Here is a 25,434-nt window from a genome sequence, read left to right on the forward strand (position 1 = left end):
TTCCTCCTTTGGGTGTGGTAAAAACCTTGGACTTATTTAACCTGCTGTGATAAATTAACACAGCTTTAATTATAGTGCAATAATAAATTCGATTTTTTTTGTGAGGAGGGGGTGTGAGGAAGACGTCTGCAGTTTTGTCAGTGTGTGCCGCAGTCATGCCGGTACTGCTGACTGTGGCGCTCTGCCTGCTGACAGTGGTGCCGGCCGCCTGTGACGATGACTTAAGTACCGTGGAACTGTTTAATGGCGCCGGTACGGAGTTGGTGTCAGCCAGCAGGTCACCCCGTCCCGCCTCGCAGACAGCGGAAAACATCACGGTAGTCACTGCGGACGAGATCGCGGCGCTCAATGCGCATACCCTGCCCGACATCCTCTACGCCATCACCGGCATTCAGCTGGAGATAATCGGCACCCCCGGCGCCAACACCAACATAGAGGTACAGGGTTCCGATTTCGACCACGTCCTGGTCTTGATCGACAACGTCCCCATCAACAGCCTCTCCGACAATTTCCCGGATCTGGCCGCCATCCCGGCTCAGATCATCGACCGCATCGAAATCGTCAAGGGGGCCGCCTCCAGCTCTTGGGGGAGCGCCCTAGGCGGCGTCATCAATGTGATCACCAAGATGCCGCAGCAGGACAGCGCCTTCGGGGGCACCGTCTCGGGCTCCTTCGGGAGTAGAGAGACCGTAGACGGCCGGGTCGAGGGGAGCGGCACCGTGGACCGGCTGGGCTACTACCTCTCCGCGGGCAAACTGCGCTCCGACGGCCTGCGACCGAACAACCAATCCAATCTCGACAACCTGTACGGTAAGCTGCACTACGAGCTGCCCGTCCGGGGCGGGGTCACCCTTTCCGCCCTCTACACCACCAAAAAGACCGGCATACTCCAGCTGCCGGCTTTCGACATCAACGATCAGAAACACGAACTGGTCTCTTCGCTTTCCCTGCAATTGCCGCTGGATAAGGGCCTTGCCCTCGACGCCGCCGTAAGAACCCGACAGAGCACCATGGAGATGTTCGTGCTCAGTTCGCCCGGCCGCGCCCTGCTACAAAGCGGCCGGGAGGATGACGACAGCATCGGCGGCAGCCTCAAAATGACCTGGCAGGGAGAGTGGCAGCTGGTCGTGGCCGGGGTCGACTATGACCACGTCGACGTGCATCTGCTGGGTGGACTGCTGCCCGGAGGGGAGCAAAGGAGCGCGGAGCGGCTCGGCGTCTACCTCAACGACACCCTCACCATCGGCAATTTCGCCATCACCCCCAGTGCCCGCTTCGACTGGACCGGCTTCGGTGGTAACCGCTTCAGCCCGAGCTTCGGCATCACCTACGCCTTGAGCGAAAACAGCCTGCTGCGTGGCTATACCGCCCGGGGCTACAGCCTCACTTCCTTGAACCGCGGCGATTCCACTGAGAAGGTTTGGACCTCCCAGATTGGTTTCGAGTCCGGGGAAGTACCCTACCTCTGGCTCAAGGCCACCCTTTTCAGAAACGACACCTGGGACGTCCTGAGCAACGAACTGAGCAGGGTGGTCAAGAAACGACAACTCAAGCAGGGAGGGGAGTTCGAACTGCGCACCGTCCCCCTCTTCAACACCTCGCTTGGCGCCGGCTACACCTACATCCGTGCCACCGAGGGGGACGACGGGCCGGAGCTGGGCTCCATGCCCAGGCACACCCTGAAGCTCGGCCTGCGCTACCGGGACCCGTCCCAGCTGCAGGCGCAGCTTACCGGGTACTACATCAACTGGAATTCGCCGACCGGCAAGAGCGCGGGGGTCCTTTGGGACCTGCACCTCAGCAAGACGTTTGAGTATCGGGAGTTCGGGACGGTAGAGATCTTCGGCTCGCTCAGAAACATCTTTGAAGGCAAGCAGTACCTTACCGAGCTCTACAAGAATCCGGGGCGCTGGGCGGAAGCGGGGGTCAGATGTCACTTCTAAGACTCCTGCTTCTCGCGTTCTTCACCCTGTTGCCGACGCTCGCCCTGGCCTACGACGTGCTGCTGCTGCAATCCATGCACGACAAGGGGTACGACGAGGCCGTGCGCGGTTTCAAGCGCAACTACCGCGGCTCGGTGCGCCGCATCGTCCTTACCGATTACGCCGAGCTCGACCTGACCCGCATCAACCGCGAGGAACACCCCAAGCTGATCGTGGCCGTCGGCGACCGCGCCCTGGAGCTGGCGCAAAAACAGCACGCCGCGCCGGTGCTCTACATGATGGCGCTGAACGCGAAGCCGCGCCGTTCCGCCGGGGGCGTCACCATGCTGCTCGACCCCGGCAAGTACCTGTCGGTCCTGGAGGAGATGGGGTGCGAGCGGGTCGGCGTCCTCTACGACCCGGCCCGCAGCGGCGCCTATGTGAAGCGCGCCCTGGCGCTCGCCGGGCGCTCCCGGATCAAACTGGTGCTTCGCGAGGTGCACGCCGCCAAGGAGACCCCGGCCATGCTCGCCTCGTTGAAGGGAAAGGTGGACGCGCTCTGGATGCTCCCCGATACGACGGCGGTTTCCCCGGTTTCCACCGAGGCCTACTTCCTCTTTTCACAGGCGGAACGGGTGCCGGTGGTCACCTTCGCCGATGTCTACCTCTCCATGGGCGGGGCGGTGGCGCTGACCATCGACCGTTATGACATCGGTCGGCAGCTGGCCGAACTGGCGCAGAACGTGCTGGACGGGAACCTGCCGGAAGAGGTGGGGGACCCGCCCCGGCGGGTGGTCGCCAGGACCAACGAGGGGGTGGTGCGGCAGTTGAAACTGAACACCCTGGCGGGGCACTGACATGAGAAAAAGAAAACTCCGACTCCCTCCCTACGCCAAGAGCTTCCGGTTCCGGCTCTACCTCATCTTCACCGGGACCATCGCGCTTTTGACCGCTGCCTTCGTAACCTTCTACGTGCTCACCGAGTTGAACGCCTACCGCTCCAACATGGAGCGGGAAGGGAAGCTGCTGGCGACGGTGCTGGCCCAGAACGCGCGCCTGCCGCTTTTTGCCGAGAACCGGGAGGCACTGGCCATCCTGGCCGAGGGGACCGTGCGCTACCCCTCGGTGCTTACGGTCTCCATCGTGGACCGTGAGGGAAGGCTGCTGGCCCAGCAGGCAAAGACCCAGGCCGTCGCCGGGGACGTGATCGACATGCAGGTCCCCATCAGCTCCCCCAGCGGGGTCCTTTCTCCGGAGTCGGCGCTTTTGGGGCAGCCCCAGGGGAGCGAGCAGCGGGTCATCGGCGAGGTGCGCCTGAAGCTGGACACCACCGGGGCGCGCGAGCGGCTGGTCACCCTGGTGGCTGCCTCGCTGGCCATCGGCACCCTGTTCTGGATCCTGGTCTCCCTTTTGTGCTACCAGATCCTGAAAAGGGTCACCAACTCCTTCAACCTGCTCCTGGCCGGGATCGAGAAGATCGGCAGCGGCACCCTTTCCGCCCGGGTGGACCTGGACGGCGACGACGAACTGGGCAGGGCCGCCAACGCCATCAACGCCATGGCCGCCTCCCTGGAGCTGCGCGAGTTGGAAAACCAGGCGCTGCAGGACGAACTGCTGCGCGCCATGAGGCTCGAGGTGCAGGAGGAGAAGAAACGGGTCATGGCCCGGCTGATCCAGACCAACAAGATGACCTCGCTGGGGCTGCTCCTTTCCTCCATGGCGCACGAGATCAACAACCCCAACGCGTCGATCCGTTTTTCCGGGCACATGATCGGCAAGATGCTCGCCGATGCTCTCCCCCTGCTGGACGGGGTATGGCAGGAGGAGGGGGAATTCTACCTGGGGGGGGTGCCGTACCAGAAGGCGCGGCTGGTGCTCACCGAGAATGCGGGCAAGATCGTGGAGAACTCCGAGCGCATCGCGCAGGTGGTGCAGGGATTGCGGGATTACGGGGTGGGGGGAGGGGGGCAACTGCGCCAGAGGCTGGATATCAACAGCGCGGTGTCGGCGGCCCTGTCGGTGCTCGCCTGCCAGATGAAACGGGACGTGCAGTTGCACACATCCCTGGGTACCTCCATTCCGACCATTGCGGGAAGCCAGCAGCAGATCGAGCAGGTGCTCATCAACCTGATCCTCAACGCCATGCAGTCCTGTGCGGGCCGTAGCGGCGAGGTCCATCTCAGTACCCGCCACGAAGCCGGGAAGGGGGAGGTGGTGGTCGAGGTGCGCGACAACGGGGCGGGCATCGCCCCGGAGACCATGGAGCGCCTGTTCGAACCCTTCTATTCCACCAAGCTCGAACTGGGCGGCAGCGGGCTTGGCCTGTACATATCGCAGTTCATCGTGTCCGAGCACGGCGGCCGGCTGCAGCTCGACTCCACCGTCGGCAAGGGGACGGTGGCGAGGGTGGTGCTGCCGGTCGCCCCTGCCTCAGTGGTGGGCGTGCTGCTCCCCGCCCAGCACGGTCAGCATCCCTCCGATCCTCTCCATCAGGTCCGTTAGCGCATCCCCCTGGGACCCTTCGCCGCAGATCCTGCGCATCTGGTTTAAAAGCCCTTCAAAGACATCCTCGCCGCACGCCCCCGTGACCATATCGTTGGTAAGCCGGTCGTTCAAAAGCAGACGCTTCATCTGGATCAGCTGTATCTCGACACGCAGCTTCTTGATGGTGGGCAGGTCACTTTGCTTGAGCAGCTGGAGGCATTGGTTGATGATGCAGTACTGTTGGTCCATGGTCTTCTCCCGATTGCATTGACATCGAAACACCAGACGGTATTTCCAATATCCGTGCCAAGAAAGCCGGAAGAAAACCCTGTAAAAACGATCAGTTGCAGGAGGTCGCTTTGGGGGTGACGTGGGCGCCGGGTGTGCGTTTTTTTACAGATGCGCCACCTCGGCGCGCAAAAGATCGGTAAAACAGTTGCTTGTCGGGTCGGTGTAAAAAAAGGAACTGTTCGTTTTTTTACACCAGGTGCGCCCGCTTCCTTACCGGGACAGCACCTCGCTCACCGCTTTGATGATCTGTGCCGGCGTGAACGGCTTCAGGATGTAGCCGTTGGCCTTGGCCTCGTCCACGAGCTCGCGCATCTCGGCTTCGCTTTTGGAGGAGAGGAGCAGGATCGGGATGTCGCGGCTCACCTCGTTCTCCTTCAGCAGCTTGGCCTTCTTGTTGCCGTCCAGCATGGGCATCATGATGTCCATGATGATCAGGTCGGGCCGGTCCTTGGCGAAGATGAAGCGGTTGGCCTCTATGCCGTTGGTGGCGGTGAGCACCTGGTAGCCGGCTTGATCCAGGGCGTCCTTGGCCATGGCGAGCACCAGCTCGCTGTCGTCTATGATGAGGATCTTTTCGTTCAAGGCGCGTCTCCTTCTGGTTCGGTTTTTACGGCGCGGAGGCACCGGCGGTTGCGGTTTCGAGGCGCACGGCCGCGAATAATTTTTCCAGGGCGGCGGGGATGAGGTCCAACGGGACCACCTGGTCCGCCGCGTCGAGGGTTATGGCGGCCTTGGGCATGCCGAACACCGCACAGGACGGTTCGTCCTGGACGATGGTGGTGCCGCCGGCCTCCTTGATGTGCAGCATCCCCTGGGCGCCGTCGCGCCCCATCCCGGTCAGGAGCACGGCGACCACCTGGTCGCAGCGCTGCCGGGCCAGCGACTCGAAGAATACGTCGATGGAGGGACGGCAGCAGTTGACCGGGGGGGCGTCGGTGAGCCGGATCACCCCGTCGGCCACGGTCAGGTGCCTGCCGTCGGGGGCGATGAGCGCCTCGCCGCCGCGGTAGGGGACGCTATCGCGGGCGAGCCGGACCGGCAGCGCGCATTCCCGGTCCAGCCAGTTGGCGAAGCCGGCTGCAAACCCTGGCGCGATGTGCTGCACCACGAACACCGCGCCAGGGAAGTCCGCCGGGAGGGCCTTCAAGAGGCGCATCACCGCCTTGGGGCCGCCGGTCGAGGCGCCGATGGCGAGCAGGCTGTGCCCGGAGCCGTCGGCAAGGGCGGCGAGCGGCTCTGCACGCAGCTTGCGCCGGGGGTGCCTGATGACCCTGATCCGGGAGAGGAACCGGACCTTCTCCCGCAGCGCGGCCGCGAACTCCTCCAGCGTCCCGTCCCCGTCCAGCCTGGGCTTCTCCATGACGTCCAGCGCCCCCCGCTTGATGGCGATGAAGGCGCGGTCCACCTCGCTTGCCTCCACCGCGGCGGAAAGGACCAGCACCGGGGTGGGGCAGAGCGCCATGATCTCCTCGATGGCGTCCAGGCCGTCCAAAACCGGCATGAGGAGGTCCATGATCACCAGGTCCGGGCGCAGCGCCTGGGCCAGTTCGACCGCCTCCCTGCCGTCGCACGCCTCGCCGACCACGTGGATGTCGTCCCCTGCCTGCAGCATGTCCTTGAGCAGCTGGCGTGCGAGAAGGGAGTCGTCGGCCAGCAGTACCCTCGTGGTCATAGTAGTTCCTTCCTTGGCAGCGGCGCGTGCGCACGCAATTCGTGTGCTCAGCCGATCAGCATCTGCACCGTTTCCAGCAACAGCCCCTGGTCGAAGGCTCCCTTGACGATATAGGCCTGGGCCCCGGCCTGCAGCGCCTGGCGCTTGTCCTCGTCGCGCGACAGCGAAGAAACGATGATCACCGGGATCTCCCGGTATTGATCCGTGGACCGCAGCGCCCGGGTCAACTCGAACCCGTTGATCCCCGGCATCTCGACGTCGGAGATCACCAGGTCGAACTGCTCCTGGGCGCTCTTTTCCAGGGCGTCCTCGCCGGAGACCGCGGTCACCACCTGGTACCCCTGGCTCACCAGGATGCTCTGCTCCATGGTGCGGGTGGTGATGGAGTCGTCCACCACCAGCACCTTGAGGCGGCGCTGGGCCGCCTGTACCTCTTCGGCAGAAAGCGGCGCGCGCTGTACCCCCCGGCCGGCCTCGAACAGGTCCGGAACGTTCAGGATCAGGGCCGGGTTGCCGTCGCCGAGGATGGTGGCGCCGAACAGGAACCGTACGTTACGGAACTGTTTCCCCAGCCCCTTGACCACCACCTCGCTGTAGCCCAGGTGGGCCTCGACGATGCAGGCGATGCGCTGGTCGCAGTGCTTCAGTACCACCGCCGAGAGCGGGGCGTCGCCGGCGTCGCGGCGCTCGGGGAGCCCCAGCATCCCCGGCAGGCTGTACAGCGGCGTGGTGGCACCGCGCACCTTGATCACCTCGCCGCTCCCCAGCGTGTCGATCTCGCCGGCACGCACCTTGACGATCTCCTGCAGGTAGGTGGTGGGGATGGCGAAGGTCTCGCCGCCGCAGGCCACGATCAGGGCGTCCAGGACGGAAAGGGTGAGCGGGAGCTGCAGGGTGACCTGGGTGTAGCTGCCGGGCTCGCTGGAGAGGGTGACGCTCCCCTTGACCCGCTCGATGTTCTTCTTCACCACATCCATGCCCACACCGCGCCCGGAGACGTCGGTGACGATCTCGGCGGTGGAGAAGCCGGGACGGAAGGTGAGGTAGAGCGCCTCCTCGTCGCTGATGGCGTCCGCCTCGCGCGGGTCGAGCACCCCGCGTGCCACGGCGGCCGCCTTGATGCCGGCCGGGTCCATGCCGCGCCCGTCGTCGCGCACCTCCACCAGCACCGAGTTGCCCTGGTGACGGGCGGAGAGGAGCACCGTGCCGCGGCGCGGTTTCCCGGCGGCGGCGCGCGCGTCCGGGGCTTCGATACCATGGCTGAGCGCGTTGGTCAAGAGGTGAATCAGGATCGGCTTGAGCCCCTCCAGGAGCACCCGGTCCATCTCGATGGCCTGCCCGACGATCTGGAACTGCACCTCGCGCCCCAGCTGCTGGGCCAGGTCCCGCACCAGGCGCTCCAGCCCGTCGGAGATGGTGCGTAGCGGCAGCATGCGCAGCCCCATGGCCTTGCCGTGCAGTTCCTGGATCAGGTAGTCGAGGTAGAGGACGTCCTCCTCGAGCTCGCCGCGGAAGGTGGCCAGCTCGGCGGCGTGCTGGTCGGGGAGGGCGTAGCCGATCTCCTTGAGACGCTCCAGCTTCGCTTCCAGGCGCTTCTTGTTGATGATCAGCTCGCCCACCAGGTTGACCAGGTGGTCCAGGGTCTTCACGTCGGCCCGCACCGTGTCCGCGTGGGCCTCGGGTTGCGCCTCCTTGGGCTCGGCGCTTATGTGCTGCCCCAGCTCGCCCCGCTCGTATTCCGCGACGAAGCGCTCCACGTCCAGCTCGGGAGTCGTGCCACGCATCAGCGCCGAGGTGATCAGCGCCACCGCATCGGCGCCGCGCAGGAGGAGGTCGATGGCCGGGGCGTCCACCTTGCGCTCGCCGCGCTCCATCCCCTTCAGCTGCTCCTCCATGGTGTGGGTGATGGCGCTGATGTCGGCGAGTCCGACCATGCGCGCCGACCCCTTCAGGGTGTGGGCGTTGCGCAAGAGCTCGTGCAGCAGGTCGGTGCGGGCCGGGTTTTTCTCCAGTACCAGCAGGCCGCTTTGCAGCGAGGCCAGATGCTCCTCCGCCTCCCGGCAGAAGATCTCCAGGTAACGGTTCGCCATCTAGGCCTCTTCCTCGGTGATCTCCTTCAGGCGCTCGGCCAGCTCCAGTATCTCGGCGATGGCCTTCTCGGTCTCGTGCGCCGACAGCGCCACCTGCTGCGCCACGTCGCGCACCTCGGTCATGGTCTCCGCCATCTGCTCGCAGGCCGAGGTCTGCTGCTGGGTGGAGAGGGTGATTTCCTTGGCGGTGCGGGCGGTCTCCTGGGCGGTGGACATGATGGAGGCGAAGGAGAACTGCACCTTGTCCACCAGCTGCGAAGCGGCGTCGACCGCCTTGGTCCCTTCCTCGGTGACCATGATGGTGTTGTTGGTGGCGCGCTGGATCTCGCCGATGAGCCCCTTGATCTGGCGGGTCGCCTCAACGGTGCGGTCCGCCAGGCGCTTCACCTCCTGGGCCACGATGGCGAAGCGCTTGCCCGCCTCGCCGGCGCCCGCCGCCTCGATGGCCGCGTTCAAGGCGAGCAGGTTGGTCTGGTCGCTGATCTCGTCGATGATCTCCACGATGCCGCCGATCTTCTGGCTGTTGTCGCCCAACTCCAGCATGCTCTTGGCGATGCTCTGCACCTGGCTTCTGACCTGGCCCATCCCGTCGATGGCGTTGGTGACGTCCTCGCGGCCGCTGTTGCAGTTTCTCGTGGTGTCTTCGGCGACCGCCTCGACGCTCTTGGAGTTGCCGGTGATCATCTTGGCGGTGATGGCGATCTCCTCGCTGGTGGTGGTCACCTCCTGCACCGCGCTCGCCTGCTGGGTCGAGCCCGAGGCCTGCTGGGCGCTGATGGCCATCATCTCGTTGGCGGCGCTGGAGAGCTGGATCACCGCCTCCTTGACCGATGCGATCAGGCGCCCGGAGCGGCCGATCTCGTCTTTGAGGTCCCTGACGATGACCGTGGTCATCACGTTGAAGGCCTCGGCCAGTTCGCCGATCTCGTCGTTACTCTCCACCGGAATGGTCTCGTCCAGGTCGCCGCCGGTGATCTTGTGCGCCTTCTCGGTCAGCTTGCGCAACGGCTGTACCGCGCGGCTCACCACCACCAGGATGGTGATGCTCGCCACCAGCAGCATGACCGCCATGCTCCCCACGATCTGGTTTCTAAGGTCGGCCCCTTTCTGCTCGGTCTTCTCCATGGAGAACCCGATCCGGAAGGAGCCCCAATGTTTCCCTTTCACGAAGACCGGGGCCGAGAGATCCCACATGGTCTCGCCGGTGTCGCGCTTGTAGACCTGCTTCAGAATAGGTTCTACGTTCTTCGACGCAGCGACCCCGACCGGATCGCTGAAGATGCGCTTGGTGCGGCTGTTCAGCTTGTCCTTCTCCCTGTCTCCGGTGAGGGGGGCCGAGTACTTGGTGTTGTGAGTAGCGATGTAGCCGTTTCGGTCGGTGAGGACCGCGAAGACGATCTGGTCGTCCTTCAGGAATTCGTCCTCGAGTGCCTGCACCGCCTGGTCCATGAAACGGTCGAACTGGGTGTGGAACTTCGGCGGGTCGGTATTGGGTATCGGGACGTAGTGCTCGTCGAAGAGCTGCTCCTGGGTCAGGGTGCCGTTGGCCACCGCCTCCTCCATGATTCGTTCCATGGAGCGGGCGCCGGTCTGCGCCAGGATGCGCCCCTTGGAGAGGAGTTCCTCCTCCATGTTGGCGCGGCGCGAACGTACGAAGTACACCGAGAAGGCGGTCATGATGACCACCATGACCATGATCAGGACGCTGACGATCTTTACCGATAGCTTGTTGGACATGTCGAAAACCCCAGTATCTAAGTTTATGTTCCGAATTTCCTAATCACCGTTGTCTGCCCGTCGCGGCGTGCCTCAGGCCTCGCCCGCCACCAGTTCCGGATCGGCCAGGAGCGCCTCCATGTCGAGCAGGATCACGCTCCCCTCCTCGAGACTGAAGTGTCCCCTGAGGAACTGCGTCTTGATGCCCGACCCCGCTGCGACCGGCTCGAAGTCATCGAAGCACAGCCCCTGTACCCCGTGCGCCGCCTCGGCCAGGATCCCGGTGGCGAAGTTGTCGCCGCGCACAACCAGGATGCGCCCGGTCGGGCCGATCTCGGGCTGGGGGAGCCCCAGCATGGGGCGGATGTCGATGGCGGCCGTTATCTCACCGCGCAGGTTGAAGATCCCCCTGATCAGGCTCTGCACCGCCGGGACCCGCACCAGCTTCGGGATGCGGATCACCTCCGAGGCGTAGTGGGTCTCGAAGGCGTAGCGTTTGCCGCCCAGGGTGAACACGAGGCATTCCAGCGTCTCCTTCGCCTCGCTTTCCTCCTCGGCGAGCGCCTGCCAGTATTCTTCCCGCATCTGGGTCAGGATGGTGCGGATGTCGTAGCTGTTGTCGTCTCCCATCTCAAATACCTCTCATGGCGGCAGCGGCGGCTAGGCCACGCGCGCCAGCGTGTTCTGCAGTTGCAGCATGCACACGGCCCTGGTGAGTCCTCCGGAGAAGGGGACCGTCTCGTGGTCGTCGCAGCGCGACAGGATCCTGATGCTGTTCCTGATCTCCCGCGTTCCTTCGGCGATGCGTCCCTGGCGCAGGTGCAGCCGCCCCATGTGGAAGCGCGGCATGATGAAGTCGTGGTCCAGCAGAAGCGCCTTGCGGTACTCCCGGGCCGCCTCGTCCAACCGGTCCGCTGCGTCCAGGAGCACTCCTTTCAGGAAGTATCCCTCCGGGAGGAGGTCGTTCAGGGCGAGCACCCGCTCGCTGGTCACCAGCGCCTGCTCCAGCTTACCTTTCCCTGCCAGGATGAACCCCTTGAGCACCAGTGCGTCGGGGAGGTCCGGGGTGCGCTGCAGCAGCAGTTCCAGAAGCTCCAGCGCCGGGTCGAACTCCTCCCGGTCGAACAGCTCGCGCGCCGCCTCTAGCAGGTCGCCGTCTGGCGCAGGCGCGTGTGGGGCTGCCTCGCTGCTCACCGGCGCCTTGGGGGCGGCCTCGCTGCCTGGCGGGGGCTGGGGCTCCCTCCCTCGCCCTACGGGAGAGGGCAGGGGTGAGGGAAGCGCAGGACCATCGGGGCTGTCGGCGCTGTCGGCTGGATGCGGCTCGGCATCGCCCACCCACGGCTTCTGTTCGCTGAGCCACGCCGCTGCCAGCCGGAGTTGCTCTTCGGTCAGGGAGTCGCCCTCGTCCACCGGCTGCGGCAGCGCAGGGCGGGCGGTGCCCGGCGTCCCGCTGCCGCTCTTCACGTAATAGAAACTGCGCTCCTTGCGCCTTAGTTCCAGCTCCAGGCCCCGCTGCAACAGGGTTTCGGAGTGCCCGAGAAAGAGCAGGCCGGCGGGCTTCAGCGCGGCGGCGAAGCGCTCCAGCATCCCTGCGGCGGTCTCCGGGGTGAAGTAGATGAGGACGTTGCGGCAGAAGACGGCGTCCAGGTCGCGCAGTTCGTCGCAGACCGGCTCCCGGCACGGGACGGAGAGGTTCAGGTGCGAGAACTGCACCAGTTGCTTCACCTCGTCCCTGATCAGGAAGCTTTCCCCGACCCGTCTGAAGTAGCGTGCCGACTGCTCCGGGGTGGTGATCCTCATGGACCACGGGGAGTAGACCCCTTCGCGGGCCCTTTTCAGGGAACGGTTGTTGATGTCGGTGGCGATGATCCTGATATCCCGCTGGCGCCAGTCGGGGAGCGCTTCCATGAGGGCCATCGCGATGGTGTAGGGCTCTTCGCCGGTGGAGCACCCTGCCGACCAGATCCGGATCGGGGCGGTGGAGGCGGAAAGGGCGGCGAAGCGCTCCTTGAGCACCTCGAAATGGGCGGGGTAGCGGTAGAAGTAGGTCTCGCCCACGGTCAGGAACTGCAAGAGCTTCTGCAGCTCGTGGCGGTCCTCGCCGTGCTCCCTGAGGTACTGCAGGTACTCCTTGAAATCGGTGAGGCGCAACGCCGCCATGCGCTTGAGCAGTCCCCGCGTCAGGGCCGGCTGGTTGCGCCGGTCGAAGTGCAGCCCGCTGTGGGAGAGGATGTGCCGGGAGAATGCCGCCGCCAGCCGCGCATCGAGCTCCTGGTCCTGGGGCGGCACCGCCTTTCTCAGCGCCACCGCGGCCACGTCGTCCAAAAGGCGCTTCACGTCCAGCGGCTTGCCGATGAAGTCGAAAACCTGCAGCAGTTCCGCCTCGAGCCTCAGGACCTCGGAGATGACGATGACCGGGACCGAGCGCGGCCCCGACGGTGTCTGTACCCGGTGCTCGATGGCGAGCGGGGGGATCTTCGACGCCTCCAGGGCGAGGATGATCAGGTCCGGCTTCTGCCGCCTGATGGCGGGAAAGGCTTCCTTTTCCTGGGCAACGGAACGGGGCGCGTGCCCGGCGCGCTGCAGCAGTTCACCGAGGTAGGTGGTGAAGGATTCGTTATCGCTGATGATGAGGATTTGCAGTGGCAAACGGCTGTTCCTCTTCCTGGATATCTTGGTAACAGGCTCAAAGCGTAGCAGGTGGCGGTAAAGCCCGTGTACATCAAAATAAAACGGTCGGGTAAAAGGTAATCAGCCGAAATCACGCCAATAGTATTGGTTTAACGCTGGCAGGTCAACTAAAATTAATTTCATCGGTAGAATCATGTTTTGACGTTTTGTTCCCCTGCCGGTCCGGCAGTCATTGCAATCGTCCGGGTCAATGTTAAAAACTTACAATGTTTCTGAGACCCCAATAAACCCCTGCGGCAGTCTGGTAAATGCCCATTCCCTCTGGGCTGCTGAAGACGAGGAAGCCATGAACGTCCTGCTGGTAGCCGGTGCCCGACCCAATTTCATGAAGATCGCTCCCATCTACCGCTCCTCGCTGGCCTGCCGGTCCGTGCGCTGCTGCATCGTGCACACCGGCCAACACTACGACCAGGAGATGTCCGGCACCTTTTTCCAGGAGCTGGAGATCCCGCAACCGACCTACTCGCTCAACGCCGGTTCCGGCAGCCATGCCACCCAGACCGCCACCGTCATGGTCGCCTTCGAGGAGGTCTGCCTGAAGGAGCGCCCCGACCTGGTCCTGGTGGTGGGGGACGTCAACTCGACCCTGGCCTGTTCCATCGTGGCCAAGAAGTGCGGCATCGAGGTGGCCCACGTGGAGGCGGGGTTGCGCAGTTTCGATCTTGCCATGCCCGAGGAGATCAACCGGATGGTGACCGACGCCATCTCGGACCATTTCTTCGTCACCGAAGAGAGCGCCGTGGACAACCTGCTCCGGGAGGGTAAGTCTGCCGGGAGGATCCACGCGGTGGGCCACGTGATGGTGGACAACCTGCTGCACCAGGTCGAGTGCCTCTCGCGCCAGGACCAGAGCCTGCTCAGCGGCTTTGCGCTCAAGGAGCAGGCGCGCCCCTACCTGTTCCTCACCCTGCACCGTCCCTCCAACGTCGACTGCCGCGAGACCTTCTCCGGCATAGCGGAGGCGCTGAACCAGCTTGCCCAGAGCCGGACCATCTTCTTCCCGGTGCATCCGCGCACCGCCAAGATGATGCGGGAACACGGCGTCCACCTGTCCGAAAAGGTGGTGCTCCTGCCGCCTTTGGGCTACCGCGAAGCCCTGTACCTTTGGAAGGATGCCGAGGCGGTGCTGACCGACAGCGGTGGTCTGCAGGAAGAGACCACTGCCCTGGGGGTTCCCTGCGTCACCATCAGGGAGAACACCGAGCGCCCCATCACGGTCGAGTTGGGAAGCAACGTGCTGGCGGGAACCACTCCGGGCGGGATCCTGGCCGGTTTCGAACAGAGCCTGGCCAAGAAGAATACGGCCCGAATCCCGCCGCTTTGGGACGGCCGGGCGGCGGAGCGGATCTGGAAAGTGCTGGCTCAAGGCGAGGGGGCGTGATCACACTTGACATCCAATTATTGCGGCTATAGTATATGCAAAAGTTTGCATATAAAAGACGAGGAGAGCTGTGATGCCCATTTTCGAGTACGTTTGCAAAGACTGCGGCACCCGTTTCGAGAAACTGCACAAAGGGGGGGCGCCCGAGGAGTGCAGCTGTCCGACCTGCGGTTCCGCCGCTGTGAACAAGGCTCTGTCCACCTTCGCGGCGGGGGGCACGTCGGAAACGAAATGCCACAGTGGCGGCTGAAGGTTCTAACCGGTCGCCCAGTTGGGCGCAGCACGAAGTCGAGAAGAGGGGGCCTGACGGCCCTCTCTTTTTTTGCCTTTTTTCTGTACGAGGGGCGGTTATCGGGATGGCGGTACTGTAAACGAAGGAATTAGCTTGACATGCAAAAAGTCGAATGTGTATTGTGCCGTTGCAGCGGTGGCCGCGCCAGTTCCGCACTGCGCGGAGAGCGCGAGCCATTTCGCCCGCGTCTGAAGTTTTTTTCGGGGCACGCGGCCAGCGTCCCCCCCTTGTGAAAGGTGGGACAGGGGGGATTTGCCGTTACCTGGCTGCTTGCCGGAGGAGCATGTGAGGACGTTGAAACTGCCGGGATACGGCACTCTGATTCCCATTGCCGTGGTGCTCGGTTTTGCCCCGTTCGTCCCGCTGCCGCACCTGGTGGAGAAGTTGAGGATGCTCCTGTCCGGAACCCTGGTGCGTCCCTTGGATATATTCGACCTTTTCTGGCATGCCTGGCCCTTCGCGCTGCTGGCCTGCCGGGTGGTGATGGATGTCCGCGACAGGGGGGGCGCCCGTGGCAGGTCGTGATGCTGTGGGAGACGGAGTTGCCGTGAGTTTTGCCGCTGGGGTTCCTGCGCGGGGCCCGCAGACGATAGTCGGAGGAGTGTGATGAAAAACAGGATTGTGGTTATAGGCGCCAACGCCGCCGGTGCCAAGGCGGCAGCCAAGGCGCGGCGCACCGACCCCCGGGCCGAAATCGTCGTGCTCGACCGCGGCAACTTCATATCGTACGGCGCCTGCGGCATCCCGTACTACCTTTCCGACACCGTGAAGGAGCTCAAGGAACTGATGAGCACCCCGGTCGGGGTGGTGCGCGACAGCAACTTCTTCAGCAAGGTAAAGGGCGTCTCCGTGCGCACCAACACCGAGGTCACCGCCATCGACCGGGCACGCAAGGTGGTCCGCCTGCGCGAGGGGGGAGCCGGGGAGAGCGAGCTTTGCTATCACAAGCTGGTGCTGGCCACCGGCAGTTCTCCGGTGGTGCCTCCCATCGACAACGTCGCCCTGGACAACGTCTTCACCGTCAAGTCCATCGAGGACGCCGAACTGCTGAAGGAACGGGCAGTTCCCGGTGCCGCCGCGTGCATCATCGGTGCGGGTCTCATCGGCCTGGAAACCGCAGAAGCGCTGCAGGACAAGGGAATGCGGGTGACCCTGGTGGAGATGCGGGACCAGCTCCTGCCCGGCGTGCTCGACTCCGAGGTCGCAACGTTGGTGGAAAAGCAGGTGAAGCTGCAGGGAGTGACCGTGCTGTCCGGCTGTGCCGTCACCGGTTTTGCCGGCGAGGGGCGGGTGCAGCAAGTGATCGCCGGCGGCCGGCAGATCGCTGCCGACCTGGTGGTGCTCGCCCCCGGGGTGAGGCCCAACGTGGCTCTGGCCCGCGAGGCCGGGCTTGCCATCGGGGTGACCGGCGCCATTGCGGTCAACGAGCGGCAGGCTACCAGCGATCCCGACATCTTCGCCTGTGGCGACTGCTGCGAAACTACCCACCTGGTCACCGGGAAGAAGGTATTCGTTCCGCTGGGGAGCACCGCCAACAAGCAGGGGCGCGTGGCCGGGATCAACGCAGCCGGGGGCTCGGCGACCTTTGCCGGCGTCATCGGCACCAGCATTCTCAAGGTGTTCAATGTCAACGCGGGGAAGACCGGCCTCACCGAAAGCGAAGCCCGTAAGCAGGGGTTCGACGTCGAGACGGTGCTCTCTCCGGCGCCTGATCGCGCCCATTTTTACCCGGGCGCCAAGCCGATCCTGCTGAAGCTGGTCGCCGAGCGCGGCACCGGCCGCATCCTCGGTCTGCAGGCGGCAGGGGAGGGGGCGGTGGACAAGCGCCTCGACGCAGCTGCAGCGGCCATCACCTTCCGGGCCAACGCCGACCAGCTTTCCCAGCTGGACCTCGCCTACGCGCCCCCCTACAGCGCCGCGATGGACAACCTCATCGTTGCCGCCGACATCATGAAGAACAAACTCGCCGGGCACGCCCGCGGCATTTCGGCGCGTGAGGTGAAAAGGAAACTGGAGGAGGGGGATGACTTCATCCTGCTGGACGTCCGCTCCCCCGCCGAGCATGGCGAGATCGGCATTGCCGGGGCCAAGCTGATCCCGCTGGGAACGCTGCGCGAGCGGATGGAAGAACTTCCAAAGGAAAAGGAGATCATCACCTTCTGCAAGGTGAGTCTCAGGGGGTACGAGGCCCAGAAGATCCTGGATGCGGCGGGTTTTGCCGACGTGAAGTTCATGGATGGCGGCATCATGGCCTGGCCGTACCGCTTCCGCGACCAGTAACGGGGAGGGGGAGTAGCGATCCGAAGGGGGACCGCCTGGGGGCGGTCCCCTTTTTTTCTTTACCGATTAGCGACTATCTTCCGCCAAGATGCGAATCCCCCTCTCCCTCCGGGAGAGGGGATGAACCAGCCACCAGTGGTCGTTGCGGAATATTCTGCGATGAGCAGCGAATATTCTGCAGTGTCCGCGCCGGGTTGGTTGGCTGACGTTAGGCAGACTTCAATTGAATCAGTCGCTTAGCTGAAAATTACGAAGCGGGCACGCAACTTGATACAGGCTCGCTGTCTCGAGCATCACATCTCTTCACGTCGGGGACCAGGGTGACCGCAGTACGGCATTTCTTTTTCATACTGACCATTCTTCTGTGCCTGTCACCGGTTACTGCACGGGCCGGCGCTTCACTTCCGGTTGACGGCGTGGTGACCTCGGGAGTCGGTTGGCGCCTCGATCCCTTCGGAAGCGGCAAGCTCGCCTTTCACCGCGGCATCGACATCGCCGTCCCGACCGGCACACCGGTACGGGCGACGCGGCCAGGCAAGGTGACCTTCGCCGGGGAGCGCCGCGGTTACGGCGCCACCGTCATCGTCGAGCACGACAACGGGGACCGCACCCTGTATGGGCACAACTCTCGGGTGAACGTGCATTCAGGGGAACTGGTCCAGGCGGGTACGGTGCTGGCCTTCTCCGGCAACAGCGGCAGGTCGACCGGGCCACACGTCCACTACGAGCAGATACCGAGCGGTCGCCCGGTGACTGCCGAGAGCGAGGAGGTGCCGGAGGTGGCGGCAGCGGCGCCGCCAAAGTCTCACGGCATCAGTGCGGAGACGCGCCGGCAGCTGGAGCAGCAACTGGACGAGTCGATCGGCTCCCTGTTGCAAAACATCAAGTCGAATATCAACGGCGGCTAAACGGTGTTATTGGCACACCCCAGTAAACCTCCTCCGGGGTGTGTCTTTTTTCCCTTCACCTTGGCTGCGCGTAGAGCACAAAAAGGCCCACCCCTTACCGGGGTGGGCCTTTCTTTTTATTTACGATTTGTTGTCTTTGGTCCCCCCGCCCCTTGCGGGAGGGGGCTTTTCCCGCCGCTTTTGACTCACATGACCGCGGTGGGGCCTTAGGAAAGTCAGGACCAACGATTCTTTCTTACCTTCTCGCGCTGCAGCTTTTCGGCGGGCAGGGGGCGCGGGCGCTCGGCGGGGTGCCCGATCCCCAGGATGCATTCCACCTTGACCGTCTCCGGAAGTCCCAGCAGTTCCTGGACGTACTGCTCGGCGCTCTTTTGCGCGTCGTGCTTGCGCTCGCGGATCTGTGCCCAGCAGCTCCCCAGCCCCAGCGACAGCGCGGTGCACTGGACCAGGATGGCGGCGATGGAGCAGTCCTCGACCCAGACGTCGGACTTGGTGCTGTCGGCACAGACCACGATGGCGAGCGGTGCCCGCGCCACGAACTCGGAGCCGTGCTGTTTGGCTGCCGCCAGTTGCTTAAGCAGCTCGGCATCATCCACGACGATGAATTCCCACGGGTTCAGGCTGCGGGAGGCGGGTGCTCTCAGGGCGGCTTCGATCAGTGTCTCGACGGCGTCGGCGGATACCGGCTCATCGGTAAATTTTCTTATGCTGCGGCGTTTGCGTAACAGTTCGATCATGGCTTTTCCTTCTGTGTGAGATGGTCGGCTTTGCTGTGACAGAACGGCAAATCTACTCCAAAACCCATTCACAGTCAAACCCGCCCTGTGAGTGACGGACACCGCCCGGTGCCTCATCTTTACCTGTTTTTAATCGATTTTACCGTTTTGCCTTATTGACAGTACAAAACGAGGGGCATATAAAGGAATGAACGGTCATTCCGCGAAAGGGGAAGAAGATGGATAAAGCAGAAAAGTATGACAAGCCGGACAAGTGTGCCGAAAAGCGTGAAGCAATCATCCAGGCAGCGCTGGAACTGGTGGCCGAGCAGGGCTTTCACGGCGCGCCCATGGCCATGATCGCGGAGAAGGCCGGTGTCGGCGCCGGCACCATCTACCGCTATTTCGAGAACAAGGACGACCTGATCCGCTGGATCTACAAGAACGTGGAAGAGCGTTTCGTCGAGGTGATGATGCAGGGGTATCCCGAGCACGGGCCGGTGCGCGAGCGCCTGGTGCATATCGGGACCGCGCTGGTGCGCCACCTGATCAACGAGCCGCTGCAGTTACGGTTCGTCGAGCAGTTCCACAACTCCCCCTACGGCGTGGACCACCGCCGCGAAAAGATCTTCGGCCAGCAGAAGAAGGACATCATCAGCGAACTGTTCGACGAGGCGGTGGCGCAGCAGATCTTCAAGCCGCTGGAACTCGCCATCCTTTTCTCGCTCTTCTTCGGCCCGCTGGTGGACATCTGTCGCGACCACATCCTTGGCTTTATAAAGCTGGATGATGCCCTGATCGAGCAGGTGGTCGGGGCCTGCTGGGACGCCCTGCGCCGCTAGCTGACGGATCGTTCATTCCAAGGGGAGGTTCTTCCATGCTGATGAAGCTTTGTCTGATCCTGTTCGCCCTGACCTGGGGCGGGATCGTGCTGATTGTTTCCTTTAGACGCAAATAAATACGCGGGCCCTGCGCCCGCCTGACTCTTTTAACCGGCAGCAACCAACCAAACGAGGTGTTTTCATGCAGATCAAGTACAGGGCACAGTTTTTATCCGTCGTCGTAGTTCTGAGCGGCTCCCTGCTTCTTTCCGGGTGCGGCAAGAAACAGCAGCAGGCCGGCGGGCCGCCGATGGGCCCCCCCGAGGTGGGCGTCATCGAGGTGAAGCCCGAGCGCGTCGCACTGACCACCGAACTCCCGGGGCGCACCTCCCCGTATCTGATCGCCGAGGTCCGTCCCCAGGTGAGCGGCATCATCCTGAAGCGGGTCTTCACCGAGGGTAGCGACGTCAAGGCCGGCCAGGTGCTGTACCAGATCGACCCCGCGACCTACCAGGCTGCTTACGCCAGCGCCAAGGCCGGCGAGGCGCGCGCCGAAGCCAACGTGCTCCCCGCCAAGCTGAAGGAGGAGCGCTTCCGCGAACTGGTCAAGATCAACGCGGTCAGCAAGCAGGATTACGATGCCGCCTACGCCGCGCTCAAGCAGGCCGAGGCCGACGTCGCCTCCGCCAAGGCTGCCGTGGAAACGGCGCGCATCAACCTCGCCTACACCAAGGTGACCGCTCCCATATCCGGCCGCATCGGGCGCTCCAGCGTGACCGACGGCGCGCTGGTAACGGCGAGCCAGCCGACCGCCCTGGCGACTATCCAGCAGCTCTCCACCGTGTACGTCGACGTGACCCAGTCCAGCTCGGACATGCTGAAGCTGAACCGCAGCCTCGCCACCGGTCTGTTGAAGCGCGACCAGGCGGGTCAGGCCCGGGTGAAGCTGCTGCTCGAGGACGGCACACCGTACCCGGTGACCGGGACGCTCAAGTTCTCCGACGTGACCGTGGACCAGAGCACCGGCTCCATCACCGTGCGTGCCGTCTTCCCGAACCCCAAGCAGACCCTGCTCCCCGGCATGTTCGTGCGCGCGGTACTGGAAGAGGGGATCAACGAGGCGGCGATCCTGATTCCGCAGCGCGGCGTGACCCGCAACGCGGCCGGCCAGGCCATCGTCATGGTGGTGGGCGCCGACAGCAAGGTCGAGCCGAGGCCGGTCCAGGTCGCCCGCACCGTGGGTGACGCCTGGCTGGTGAGCTCCGGCCTGAAGCCGGGCGAGAAGGTGATCCTCGAGGGGCTGCAGAAGGCGCGTCCCGGCACCCAGGTGAAGGTGGTGCCGTTCCAGTCCCCCGAAGGGCAGGGTGGCCCCGGCCCCGGCACCGGCGCTCCGGCAGCGGCAGGGCAGGGCGGCCAGGGCGCCGCAGGCGCCAAGCCGGCAGCCCCGGCAGCCCCGGCACAGCCCCAGAAGAAGTAGGCGCGACCACTAAAACAGCCACTCTCGTCGATGTGAAGTAAACGTCGAACGTTGAACGTTGAACGTTGAACGGATTTCAAGGAGCTTATTCCATGTCCAGGTTTTTCATAAACAGACCCATCTTCGCCTGGGTCATCGCCATCGGGGTCATGCTGGCGGGCCTTCTGGCCATAAAGTCGCTGCCGGTCTCCCAGTACCCGCCCATCGCGCCGCCGCAGATCTCGGTCAACGCCATGTACCCGGGCGCCTCCGCCCAGACGGTGCAGGACACGGTCACCCAGGTGATCGAGCAGAAGATGAACGGCATCGACAACCTGCTCTACATGTCCTCCACCAGCGACTCCGCGGGCGCGGTCTCCATCAACCTGACCTTCAAGGCCGGGACCGATCCCAACATCGCCCAGGTCCAGGTGCAGAACAAGCTGCAGCTCGCCACGCCGCTGTTGCCGCAGGTAGTGCAGAAGCAGGGGATCCAGGTGGTGAAGTCCACCCGTAACTTCCTCTTGATCGTCGGCATCGTCTCCGAGGACGGCAGCCTCAACCGCTACCAGCTGACCGACTACATGGTGTCCAACGTCCAGGACATCATCAGCCGCGTAGAGGGCGTGGGCGAGGTGACCGTGTTCGGTTCCCAGAACGCGATGCGCATCTGGATGAACCCCGACAAGCTGAACAACTACAAGCTGACCCCCAACGACGTCACCACCGCTCTGCAGGCCCAGAACGCGCAGGTCTCCGCCGGCCAGTTCGGCGGCATGCCCGCCATGCAGGGGCAGCAGCTGAATGCCACCATCACCGCCCGGACTCTCTTGCAGAACCCGGAGCAGTTCCAGGAGATCGTGCTGCGCACCAACCCCGACGGCTCCACCGTGAAGCTCAGGGACGTGGCCAAGATCGACATCGGCACCGAGAACTACGACACGCTGGCCCGCTACAAGGGGAAACCGGTTGCGGCCATGGCGCTGAGGCTCGCCGCCGGCGCCAACGCGCTCGACACAGCCGAGCGGGTCAGGACCAAGATGGCGGACCTGGAGAAGTTCTTCCCGGCCGGCGCCAAGGTCGTCTACCCGTACGACACCACCCCGTTCGTGAAGATCTCGATGGAGGAGGTGGTCAAGACCCTGATGGAGGCCGTCTGCCTGGTCTTCATCATCATGTTCCTCTTCCTGCAGAACATCCGCGCCACCCTGATCCCGACCATCGCGGTCCCGGTCGTTCTCCTGGGCACCCTGGGCGTGCTCTTCGCGGCAGGCTTCTCCATCAACACCCTGACCATGTTCGCACTGGTCATCGTCATCGGTCTGTTGGTTGACGACGCCATCGTCGTGGTCGAGAACGTGGAAAGGATCATGACCGAGGAGGGGCTCTCGCCACACGACGCGACGGTCAAGTCGATGGGGCAGATCACCTCGGCCCTCTGGGGCATCGCCACCGTGCTTTCCGCCGTCTTCATCCCGATGGCCTTCTTCGGCGGTTCCACCGGTGTCATCTACCGCCAGTTCTCCATCACCATCGTTTCCGCGATGATCCTGTCGGTGCTCACCGCTCAGATCCTGACCCCGGCCCTGTGCGCCACGCTCCTGAAGCCGGTGGTGAAGGGGCACGAGCCCTGCGAGTCCGGGTGGTACTGCGGCTTCTTCCGCTGGTTCAACCGGATGTTCGACAAGGCGCGTCACAAATACGAGTCCATCGTCGGCAACTCTTTCGGTAAACCGCTGCGCTACCTAGTCATCTACGGCTGCCTGGTCGGCGCCATGGCCTTCTTCTTCCTGAGGCTTCCGACCGCGTTCCTCCCGGACGAGGACCAGGGCTTCATCGTCTGCCAGATCCAGCTTCCGGCGGGCGCCACCCAGGAGCGCACCATCAAGATGCTCGAGAAGGTGGAAAAGCATTTCCTGGAGAACGAGAAGAAGTCGGTCGATTCGCTGATCACCGTGGCGGGCTTCAGCTTCGCCGGCCGCGGCCAGAACATGGGCCTCGCCTTCGTCAAGCTCAAGGACTGGAAGCTGCGCCCGACCCCGGACCTGAAGGCCCCGGCCGTTGCCGGCCGCGCCATGGGCGCCTTCTCGAAGTTTAGGGACGGGATGGCCTTCGCCTTCTCGCCCCCGGCGGTCGTCGAACTGGGCCAGGCCAACGGCTTTGACTTCCAGCTGCAGGACCGCGGCGGCCTGGGCCACCAGGCCCTCATGGACGCCAGGAACCAGCTCCTGGGCATGGCCAGCCAGAACAAGAAGCTCATGGCGGTGCGCCCCAACGGCCAGGATGACACCCCGCAGTTCAAGCTGAACATCGACGACGTCCGCGCAGGCGCCCTGGGCGTTTCGCTCTCCGACATCAACAACACCCTGGGTACGGCGTGGGGCTCCTCCTACGTCAACGACTTCCTGCAAAACGGCAGGGTGAAGAAGGTGTACCTGCAGGCCGATGCGGCCTACCGCATGGTGCCGGAAGACATCAACAGGTGGTACGTGAGAAACGACAAGGGCGAGATGGTCCCCTTCTCCGCCTTCGCCACCGCCAAGTGGGAGCACGCCTCCCCCCGCCTGGAGCGCTACAACGGTATCCCGAGCGTAGAGATCATGGGCAACGCCGCCAAGGGGATCTCGACCGGCGAGGCGATGGCCGAGATGGAGGCCATGGCCGCCAAGCTTCCCCCGGGGATCGCCTACGAGTGGACCGGCCTCTCCTACGAGGAGAAGAACGCGGGCAAGCAGGCGCCGGCCCTCTACGCCATCTCGCTGCTGGTCGTCTTCCTGGCCGTCGCGGCCCTCTACGAGAGCTGGAGCATCCCGTTCGTCAACCTGCTCATGCTCCCGCTGGGCCTGGTCGGTGCGGTGACCGCGGTAACGCTGCGCGTGCTCCCCAACGACATCTACCTGCAGATCGGCCTCCTGACCACCATCGGCCTGTCGACCAAGAACGCCATCCTGATCATCCAGTTCATCAAGGATCAGCTGCACCAGGGGCACGAACTGGTCGACGCGACGCTCGCCGCGGTGAAGATCAGGCTGCGCCCGGTCATCATGACCTCGCTGGCCTTCTTCTTCGGCACCCTGCCGCTTGCCCTCACCAAGGGGGCAGGGGCGGGCGCCCAGAACGCCATCGGCACCGCGGTCACCGGCGGCCTGTTGTCGGCAACCTTCATCGACCTTATCTTCATCCCGTTCTTCTTCGTCATGGTGACGAGGATGTTTTCCAAGAAGCACGGATCGGCCAAGAAAGCCGCTGCCGCTGCGGAGGTGCACTAGCATGACACGCACGATCGCCAGACCACTCGCCCTGGCCGCCTTCCTGTTCCTGGGAGGGTGCGCCTCGATGGCACCCAAATACACCCAGCCGGCGGCTCCGGTCCCGGCCAACTGGCCCAACGGCCCGTCCTATAAGGCGGAGCCGGCGGCGCAGAAGCCCTTGGCCGAGATCCCCTGGCAGGAGTTCTTCGTCGAGCCGCAGCTGCAGAAACTGATCGGGCTCGCCCTGGACAACAACCGTGACCTCAAGGTGGCGGTGTTGAACATGGACCGCTATCGCGCCCTGTACCAGATCAGGCGCGCTGACCTCCTCCCCACGGTCACCGGTGACGGCGCGTTTGCCGTCAGGAAGACCGCCGACGACCTGGCCCAGAACGGCAACGGCGGCGTGGGGCACTCCTACAACGTCTCGGTCGGTATCAGTTCCTACGAGCTGGACCTGTTCGGCAGGATCAGGAGCCTGAAGGACCAGGCCCTGGAGCAGTACCTTGCTACCGAGCAGGCCAGGCGCAGCGTGCAGATCACCCTGGTATCCCAGGTGGCCAACGCCTACCTGACGCTGGGCTCCGACCTGGAGCGCCTGCAGCTCGCCAAGGACACCCTGGCCAACCAGCAGGAGTCCTACCGGCTCAGCAAGAGCCGTTTCGAAGCGGGGGTCTCCTCGGCCCTGGACCTGCAGCAGGCCCAGACCAGCGTCGACTCCGCCCGGGTGGACATAGCCCGCTACACCACCCTGGTGGCGCAGGATCTGAACGCCCTGGTCCTGGTGGTGGGCTCCGACGTACCGCAGGAGCTCCTGCCCAAGTCCCTGACCGAGGCGCTGACCGCGGTCAAGGACGTGGCGCCGGGGCTTCCCTCGGACGTGCTCCTCTCCCGTCCTGACATCCTGCAGGCCGAGTTCAACCTGAAAGGGGCCAACGCCAACATCGGTGCGGCGCGCGCCGCCTTCTTCCCGCGCATCGCCCTGACCACCAGCGTGGGCTTCGGCAGCGACCAACTCGCCGGGCTCTTCAAGGGGGGCAACCTCGCCTGGAGCTTCGCACCGAGCATCTCGGTCCCCATCTTCGAGGGGGGGCGCAACAAGGCCAACCTCGAGGTGGCCAAGGTTGACCGCGACATAGCCGTCGCCCAGTATGAAAAGGCGATCCAGGTGGCCTTCCGCGAGGTGGCCGACGCCCTGGCCCAGCGCGGCACCATCGACGAGCAGGTGGCGGCGCAGCAATCCCTCACCGGCGCCACCGCCGAGACCTTCCGTCTCTCCCAGGCCCGCTACCAGACCGGCGTGGACAGCTACCTGAACGTCCTGGACGCGCAGCGCTCGCTGTACGCGGCTCAGCAGAACCTGATCACCACCCGTCTCGCGCGCCTGAACAACATGGTGACCCTCTACAAGGTGCTGGGGGGCGGCAGCAAGTAACAAGGCAACAACTCCCCGGGCCGGCCTC

Annotated in this window: 20 protein-coding genes; 12 read left to right on the plus strand and 8 right to left on the minus strand. The window is 64.2% G+C overall.

The genetic code is table 11. The features are described 5' to 3' along the window. The first annotated feature begins 113 nt into the window (after positions 1 to 113). Genes JFN91_RS07320 through JFN91_RS07330 form a run of 3 tightly spaced genes read left to right on the plus strand, consistent with a single transcriptional unit; the run spans position 114 to position 4,424 of the window. A complete protein-coding gene (locus JFN91_RS07320) occupies positions 114 to 1,943 on the plus strand; it encodes a TonB-dependent receptor plug domain-containing protein (protein WP_328746122.1) in 1,830 nt (609 codons plus the stop codon). Next, complete coding sequence (locus JFN91_RS07325) at positions 1,931 to 2,779, plus strand: ABC transporter substrate-binding protein (RefSeq protein WP_199388558.1); 849 nt, start codon at positions 1,931 to 1,933, stop codon at positions 2,777 to 2,779. Before JFN91_RS07320 ends, JFN91_RS07325 begins: the two co-directional genes overlap by 13 nt. Position 2,780: 1 nt before the next feature. Continuing rightward, the gene (locus tag JFN91_RS07330; RefSeq protein WP_199388559.1) at positions 2,781 to 4,424 is read left to right on the plus strand and encodes a sensor histidine kinase; all 1,644 of its coding nucleotides are present in this window, start codon (positions 2,781 to 2,783) and stop codon (positions 4,422 to 4,424) included. Here JFN91_RS07330 and JFN91_RS07335 read toward each other — a convergent pair. The 7 genes from JFN91_RS07335 to JFN91_RS07365 form a co-directional block, all read right to left on the minus strand. After that, complete coding sequence (locus JFN91_RS07335) at positions 4,353 to 4,655, minus strand: hypothetical protein (protein ID WP_199388560.1); 303 nt, start codon at positions 4,653 to 4,655, stop codon at positions 4,353 to 4,355. The genes JFN91_RS07330 and JFN91_RS07335 overlap by 72 nt on opposite strands. A 252-nt stretch (positions 4,656 to 4,907) precedes the next feature. Next, complete coding sequence (locus tag JFN91_RS07340; protein WP_199388561.1) at positions 4,908 to 5,279, minus strand: response regulator; 372 nt, start codon at positions 5,277 to 5,279, stop codon at positions 4,908 to 4,910. Between the two features lie 25 nt (positions 5,280 to 5,304). After that, the gene (gene cheB / locus JFN91_RS07345; RefSeq protein WP_199388562.1) at positions 5,305 to 6,369 is read right to left on the minus strand and encodes a chemotaxis-specific protein-glutamate methyltransferase CheB; all 1,065 of its coding nucleotides are present in this window, start codon (positions 6,367 to 6,369) and stop codon (positions 5,305 to 5,307) included. Positions 6,370 to 6,416: 47 nt separating this feature from the next. Then, positions 6,417 to 8,459, minus strand: a complete 2,043-nt coding sequence (locus JFN91_RS07350) for a hybrid sensor histidine kinase/response regulator (RefSeq protein WP_199388563.1) — start codon at positions 8,457 to 8,459, stop codon at positions 6,417 to 6,419. Further along, positions 8,460 to 10,196, minus strand: coding sequence for a methyl-accepting chemotaxis protein (locus JFN91_RS07355; RefSeq protein WP_199388564.1), 1,737 nt, complete (start codon positions 10,194 to 10,196; stop codon positions 8,460 to 8,462). A gap of 72 nt (positions 10,197 to 10,268) precedes the next feature. Further along, positions 10,269 to 10,805 carry a chemotaxis protein CheW gene (locus JFN91_RS07360; protein ID WP_199388565.1) on the minus strand — a complete coding sequence of 179 codons (537 nt, stop codon included), beginning with the start codon at positions 10,803 to 10,805 and terminating at the stop codon, positions 10,269 to 10,271. A 30-nt stretch (positions 10,806 to 10,835) separates the two neighbouring features. Continuing rightward, positions 10,836 to 12,824 carry a CheR family methyltransferase gene (locus tag JFN91_RS07365; protein ID WP_199388566.1) on the minus strand — a complete coding sequence of 663 codons (1,989 nt, stop codon included), beginning with the start codon at positions 12,822 to 12,824 and terminating at the stop codon, positions 10,836 to 10,838. Between the two features lie 328 nt (positions 12,825 to 13,152). On the opposite strand from JFN91_RS07365, the gene wecB reads away from it, so the two are divergent. The 5 genes from wecB to JFN91_RS07390 all read left to right on the plus strand — a co-directional run bounded on the left by wecB (position 13,153) and on the right by JFN91_RS07390 (position 17,727). Next, positions 13,153 to 14,247: a non-hydrolyzing UDP-N-acetylglucosamine 2-epimerase gene (gene wecB, locus JFN91_RS07370; protein ID WP_199388567.1), complete on the plus strand. Its 1,095-nt coding sequence runs from the start codon at positions 13,153 to 13,155 to the stop codon at positions 14,245 to 14,247. Positions 14,248 to 14,320: 73 nt separating this feature from the next. Continuing rightward, positions 14,321 to 14,497: an FmdB family zinc ribbon protein gene (locus JFN91_RS07375; RefSeq protein ID WP_199388568.1), complete on the plus strand. Its 177-nt coding sequence runs from the start codon at positions 14,321 to 14,323 to the stop codon at positions 14,495 to 14,497. Between the two features lie 327 nt (positions 14,498 to 14,824). Continuing rightward, a complete protein-coding gene (locus JFN91_RS07380) occupies positions 14,825 to 15,064 on the plus strand; it encodes an RND transporter (protein WP_199388569.1) in 240 nt (79 codons plus the stop codon). Between the two features lie 81 nt (positions 15,065 to 15,145). Next, positions 15,146 to 16,819: an FAD-dependent oxidoreductase gene (locus tag JFN91_RS07385; protein WP_199388570.1), complete on the plus strand. Its 1,674-nt coding sequence runs from the start codon at positions 15,146 to 15,148 to the stop codon at positions 16,817 to 16,819. 320 nt (positions 16,820 to 17,139) lie between these two features. Next, positions 17,140 to 17,727, plus strand: a complete 588-nt coding sequence (locus tag JFN91_RS07390; protein WP_407932154.1) for a M23 family metallopeptidase — start codon at positions 17,140 to 17,142, stop codon at positions 17,725 to 17,727. A gap of 215 nt (positions 17,728 to 17,942) precedes the next feature. On the opposite strand, the gene JFN91_RS07395 is transcribed toward JFN91_RS07390, so the two are convergent. Beyond that, the gene (locus tag JFN91_RS07395; protein WP_199388571.1) at positions 17,943 to 18,464 is read right to left on the minus strand and encodes a nitroreductase family protein; all 522 of its coding nucleotides are present in this window, start codon (positions 18,462 to 18,464) and stop codon (positions 17,943 to 17,945) included. Between the two features lie 218 nt (positions 18,465 to 18,682). On the opposite strand from JFN91_RS07395, the gene JFN91_RS07400 reads away from it, so the two are divergent. From JFN91_RS07400 to adeC, 4 genes are all read left to right on the plus strand, one after another. Then, a complete protein-coding gene (locus JFN91_RS07400) occupies positions 18,683 to 19,285 on the plus strand; it encodes a TetR/AcrR family transcriptional regulator (protein WP_199388572.1) in 603 nt (200 codons plus the stop codon). Between the two features lie 181 nt (positions 19,286 to 19,466). Continuing rightward, positions 19,467 to 20,741 carry an efflux RND transporter periplasmic adaptor subunit gene (locus JFN91_RS07405; RefSeq protein ID WP_199388573.1) on the plus strand — a complete coding sequence of 425 codons (1,275 nt, stop codon included), beginning with the start codon at positions 19,467 to 19,469 and terminating at the stop codon, positions 20,739 to 20,741. Positions 20,742 to 20,833: 92 nt separating this feature from the next. After that, positions 20,834 to 23,989 (plus strand): efflux RND transporter permease subunit, encoded by a 3,156-nt coding sequence (locus JFN91_RS07410; protein ID WP_199388574.1) that lies wholly within the window; start codon positions 20,834 to 20,836, stop codon positions 23,987 to 23,989. Between the two features lies 1 nt (position 23,990). Next, the gene (adeC, locus tag JFN91_RS07415; protein ID WP_199388575.1) at positions 23,991 to 25,406 is read left to right on the plus strand and encodes an AdeC/AdeK/OprM family multidrug efflux complex outer membrane factor; all 1,416 of its coding nucleotides are present in this window, start codon (positions 23,991 to 23,993) and stop codon (positions 25,404 to 25,406) included. The last annotated feature ends 28 nt before the right edge of the window (positions 25,407 to 25,434 follow it).

This window comes from Geomonas anaerohicana, from assembly GCF_016458305.1.
GTDB lineage: Bacteria > Desulfobacterota > Desulfuromonadia > Geobacterales > Geobacteraceae > Geomonas > Geomonas anaerohicana.

Bases quoted from the DNA above. Each gene is read 5' to 3' on its own strand.
- JFN91_RS07325 (WP_199388558.1), top strand. From the start codon at position 1,931: ATGTCACTTCTAAGACTCCTGCTTCTCGCGTTCTTCACCCTGTTGCCG.
- adeC (WP_199388575.1), top strand. From the start codon at position 23,991: ATGACACGCACGATCGCCAGACCACTCGCCCTGGCCGCCTTCCTGTTC.
- JFN91_RS07375 (WP_199388568.1), top strand. From the start codon at position 14,321: ATGCCCATTTTCGAGTACGTTTGCAAAGACTGCGGCACCCGTTTCGAG.
- wecB (WP_199388567.1), top strand. From the start codon at position 13,153: ATGAACGTCCTGCTGGTAGCCGGTGCCCGACCCAATTTCATGAAGATC.
- JFN91_RS07350 (WP_199388563.1), bottom strand. From the start codon at position 8,459: ATGGCGAACCGTTACCTGGAGATCTTCTGCCGGGAGGCGGAGGAGCAT.
- JFN91_RS07410 (WP_199388574.1), top strand. From the start codon at position 20,834: ATGTCCAGGTTTTTCATAAACAGACCCATCTTCGCCTGGGTCATCGCC.
- JFN91_RS07385 (WP_199388570.1), top strand. From the start codon at position 15,146: ATGAAAAACAGGATTGTGGTTATAGGCGCCAACGCCGCCGGTGCCAAG.
- JFN91_RS07335 (WP_199388560.1), bottom strand. From the start codon at position 4,655: ATGGACCAACAGTACTGCATCATCAACCAATGCCTCCAGCTGCTCAAG.
- JFN91_RS07330 (WP_199388559.1), top strand. From the start codon at position 2,781: ATGAGAAAAAGAAAACTCCGACTCCCTCCCTACGCCAAGAGCTTCCGG.
- JFN91_RS07395 (WP_199388571.1), bottom strand. From the start codon at position 18,464: ATGATCGAACTGTTACGCAAACGCCGCAGCATAAGAAAATTTACCGAT.
- JFN91_RS07405 (WP_199388573.1), top strand. From the start codon at position 19,467: ATGCAGATCAAGTACAGGGCACAGTTTTTATCCGTCGTCGTAGTTCTG.
- JFN91_RS07355 (WP_199388564.1), bottom strand. From the start codon at position 10,196: ATGTCCAACAAGCTATCGGTAAAGATCGTCAGCGTCCTGATCATGGTC.
- JFN91_RS07360 (WP_199388565.1), bottom strand. From the start codon at position 10,805: ATGGGAGACGACAACAGCTACGACATCCGCACCATCCTGACCCAGATG.
- cheB (WP_199388562.1), bottom strand. From the start codon at position 6,369: ATGACCACGAGGGTACTGCTGGCCGACGACTCCCTTCTCGCACGCCAG.
- JFN91_RS07400 (WP_199388572.1), top strand. From the start codon at position 18,683: ATGGATAAAGCAGAAAAGTATGACAAGCCGGACAAGTGTGCCGAAAAG.